This window comes from Pseudomonadota bacterium (assembly GCA_010028905.1).
Lineage (GTDB): Bacteria > Vulcanimicrobiota > Xenobia > RGZZ01 > RGZZ01 > RGZZ01.
Window position 1 is genome coordinate 1 of record RGZZ01000468.1, and the last position, 3,960, is coordinate 3,960.

The 3,960-nt window shown below is 65.1% G+C and carries 4 protein-coding genes; all 4 read left to right on the plus strand.

What is annotated here, in order from left to right; all coding sequences use genetic code 11:
- Nucleotides 1-1,242, plus strand: a 1,242-nt coding sequence (locus EB084_21285) for a cytochrome ubiquinol oxidase subunit I (protein NDD30798.1), incomplete at its 5' end; no start/stop codon positions are given.
- A complete protein-coding gene (gene cydB / locus EB084_21290) occupies nucleotides 1,242-2,258 on the plus strand; it encodes a cytochrome d ubiquinol oxidase subunit II (protein NDD30799.1) in 1,017 nt (338 codons plus the stop codon). The genes EB084_21285 and cydB, both read left to right, overlap by 1 nt.
- A 110-nt stretch (nucleotides 2,259-2,368) precedes the next feature.
- A complete protein-coding gene (locus EB084_21295) occupies nucleotides 2,369-3,190 on the plus strand; it encodes a hypothetical protein (GenBank protein NDD30800.1) in 822 nt (273 codons plus the stop codon).
- 46 nt (nucleotides 3,191-3,236) lie between these two features.
- A complete protein-coding gene (locus EB084_21300) occupies nucleotides 3,237-3,695 on the plus strand; it encodes a hypothetical protein (protein ID NDD30801.1) in 459 nt (152 codons plus the stop codon).
- Nucleotides 3,696-3,960 lie beyond the last annotated feature (265 nt).

Below are 3,960 nucleotides of genomic sequence, written 5' to 3' on the forward strand. Positions count from 1 at the left end.
GTGGCCACGGGCATCGTGATGGAGTTCGAGTTCGGCACCAACTGGGCCACCTACTCGCGCTTCGTGGGCGACGTGTTCGGCTCGGCCCTCGCGGCCGAGGGCATCTTCGCCTTCTTCCTCGAGTCCGGCTTTCTCGCGGTGCTCGTCTTCGGGTGGGACCGGGTCTCGCCACGCATGCACTTCTTCTCGACCTGCATGGTGGCCCTGGGTTCGATCTTCTCGTCGATCTGGATCGTCATCGCCAACTCGTGGCAGCAGACCCCCGCCGGCTACCACATCGTGGGCGAAGGGCTGAAGGCGCGAGCCGAGATCACCGACTTCTGGGCCATGGTGTTCAACCCGTCGTCGATGGCGCGCCTCACCCACGTATGGGTCGGAGCGTTCATCCTCGGAGGGTTCTTCGTGATGAGCATATCGGCGTGGTATCTGCTGCACGATCAGCACCGCGAGCTCTCAGGGCGAATGTTCAAGACCGGGCTTGCGTTCGCCACTGCGTGCTCGCTGCTCATGGGCTTGAGCGGTGACTATCAGGCCCGCACGACGGCTGCCACCCAGCCCGCCAAGCTTGCCGCCATCGAGGGCGTGTTCCACACCGACAAGGGTGGCACGCCGATGTACCTCTTCGGGATCCCCGACACGGCGCGGGAGACCGTTGACTTCGGCATCGCGATTCCGAAGCTGCTGAGCTTCCTGGTATACCACGAGCTCGATCGACCGGTTCCGGGTCTCGACCAGATCAAGCCTGAAGATCGCCCCCCCGTCCCCATCCCGTTCTTCGCCTACCACATCATGATCGGTTTGGCCACAGCGTTCATGGGCATCACCGTTCTGGCCATCTTCTTCTGGTGGCGGGGCACGCTCCTCGAGCAGCGCTGGCTGCTCTGGATCTTCGTGTTCGCCGTTCTGGGCCCGTACATCGCCAACGAAGCGGGCTGGGTCACCGCCGAGGTGGGACGTCAGCCCTGGATCGTGTACGGCCTGCTGCGCACGCCGGACGCGCTGTCAAAAGTGGTCAAGGCAGACATGGTCGCGGGCTCCATCGCCATGTTCGGGTTCGTGTACGCCCTTCTGTTCGCGGTCTGGGTGTATGTGCTCAACGACAAGATCAAGCACGGTCCGGAGACCGCCGACGAGCTCGCGGCCGAGCAGGGGGGCGTCACGGGCGCAAGCGACACGGCCGCCTCCGATCTGCTGCTGCGCAGCGGCTCGATGACCTCGGTCTCCGGACAGGAGGAGGCGTGATGGATCTGCAGCTCTTCTGGTTCTTCGTGCTCGGCGTTCTGCTGACCGGATACGCCATTCTCGACGGCTTCGATCTCGGTGTGGGCATCGTGCACCTGGGGGCCCGCACCGACACAGAGCGACGCATCTTCATGAATGCCATCGGCCCCATCTGGGACGGCAATGAGGTGTGGCTCGTGACCTTCGGCGGCGCGCTATTCGCAGCGTTCCCACCGGTGTACGCCACGGTGTTCTCCGGGTTCTACACGGCCTTCATGCTCCTGCTGTGCGCCCTCATCTTCCGCGCGGTGTCGATGGAGTTCCGCAGCAAGCAGCCATCACGTCGCTGGCGCGCCACCTGGGACTTCGCCTTCTTCGCCTCATCGACCCTGGCCACGTTCCTGTTCGGGGTTGCGGTGGGGAATGCCGTGCACGGTCTGCCCATCGGCCCTGACGGAGAATACGCGGGCACCTTTCTCGGATTGCTCACCCTCTACCCCATCATGGTCGGGCTCCTCGCCATCGCGCTGTTCGCCATGCACGGCTCCATCTACCTGTACCTGAAGACCGAGGGCGAGCTGCAGCAGCGCGTGCACGGCTGGATATGGCGTGCCTTTGCGGCCTTCGTCACGCTCTATGTCGCGGTGACCGCGTACACGGTGATCGACGTGCCCACCGCCACTGCCAACTTCAAGACCCTCCCGCTCACATGGGTCGCAGTGGTGCTCAACGTGCTTGCCATCGCCAACATCCCCCGGGCCATCTACCACGGGCTTCCAGGACGCGCATTCGTCTCTTCCTGCGCCACCATCGCAGCCCTGGTCTTCCTTCTCGGGATGGCCATCTTCCCCGATCTGGTGGTCTCGAACATCTCGCCGCAGTACAGCCTCACCATACAGAACAGCAGCTCGTCGACGCAAACCCTCGCATTGATGCGCACCATCGCATTCTGCGGCATGCCGTTCGTGCTGGCCTACACGGCCGCCATCTACTGGGCGTTCCGCGGCAAGGTGAAGCTCGGCAAGCACAGCTACTGAGGGTCGGCTCCGCTGCAGGGCGCCGCACATTCGAATAACGTCGGTCTCTTCTGGGTATGGTTGCCACGCGCCATCGGCGCATCAACCTTCCACGAACGGAGACCCGTCTCATGTTCGCATCGCGCTCATGTGCACAGACACGCAAGCGTCTGACACGCGCGTTCACACCCCTGGTCACCACACTGATCGTCACCTGTTCGCTCACGGGGTGCGCCACCGGCGGGGCCTCGTCATCTGCGGCGCAGACGACGGCCACGACATCTTCGACCGCGAGTGTCGGCACCTCCGCCCCCGCCCAGAGCATCGCAACGCCTTCGCCCTCGCCCTCGCCTCGGCCGAGTCCGGTCCCCCTGGCCCCCGTCGCCGCCGTCGGACAGCCCCTCGATGGCATCACCGCCACGCAACGAAAGCAGCACCTCGATGGCGCGACCCACTTCACCACGGTCGAGACCGTGCCACGGCTGGGCCCTCTCTTCAACGGCCGGTCATGCGCCGAGTGCCACACCGCCCCCACCGTTGGTGGCGGCGGATCGCAACGGGTGACACGATTCGGACGCGTGGTCAACGGGGTGTTCGACCCCATGACTGCACAAGGGGGAGGTCTGCTCCAGCGCTTCGCCATTGCGGGCTGGGCGGCGGAGATCGTCCCTCCGGAAGCGACCCTGACAGGTCAGCGGCGCACCACGGCGACCTATGGCTTCGGTCTGTTCGAAGCCATCGCAGACGCCGACATCACCGCCTGCGCCGACCGACAGAAGGTCGACACCCCCGCGCAGGCCGGCACGCCAAACCTCGTAAAGAGCGCCTCCGACGGCAAGACCCACGTGGGACGCTTCGGCTGGAAATGTCAGTCGGCGAAGCTCGTCGACTTTGCAGCCAACGCGATGATTCGCGGTCGAGAACCGCCCCAACGCGCCAGCGACACCCGTTGAGCCCGCGGCCGTGGAAGATCAGCCGGATGCCGACGGCGTGGAGGCGATGGACCATCTCGCGCGCTTCATGCGGTTCCTCGCGCCATACCCCTCGGTGGTCTCGACCCACACGAACGACGACCTCGACACAGACCCCACCCTGTCACGCGGATTCACCATCTTCACCCAGACCGGATGCGCGGTCTGCCACAAGCCGTCGTGGGTCACCGGTGGAGACACGCGCGAGCTCGCCGGACGACGCGTCTGGGCCTTCTCCGACTTCCTGCTGCACGACGTGGGCACAGGTGACGGCCTGGCCCTGGGAAGCGCCTCGGGCACACAGCTCCGCACCGCGCCGCTCGTGGGGGTACAAGAGGCGTTCGGATACCTGCACGATGGCTCAGCGCCTACCGTCGACGACGCCATCACACGCCACGGCGCGCAGGCCCGCGAATCCAGCGCACGCTACGCCGCCTTGTCTGCGGACGACCGCGCTGAGCTGCTGGCCTTCATCAAGGGGCTTTGAGGGTCGAGCCAGGCCCTCGCGATTCGAGGACGCACCCGTTCGCACCGTGCGACTTGATCGTCCCCGGCCGACCCGAGGCGCTCTCCGTCAAAAATCACGCTGGATTCACGATGGTTCCAAGAACCTTTGCGACCTCGGTGGTATCGTGAGGCCACAAAGAGAGAGGATGATGAGACAGCCATGAAGACGAACGAGCTTTCCCAGCACCAGATCCTGTTCCGCGCCCCCATCGTGCGCGACCGCGGCTGGAAGACCGGCAATGAAG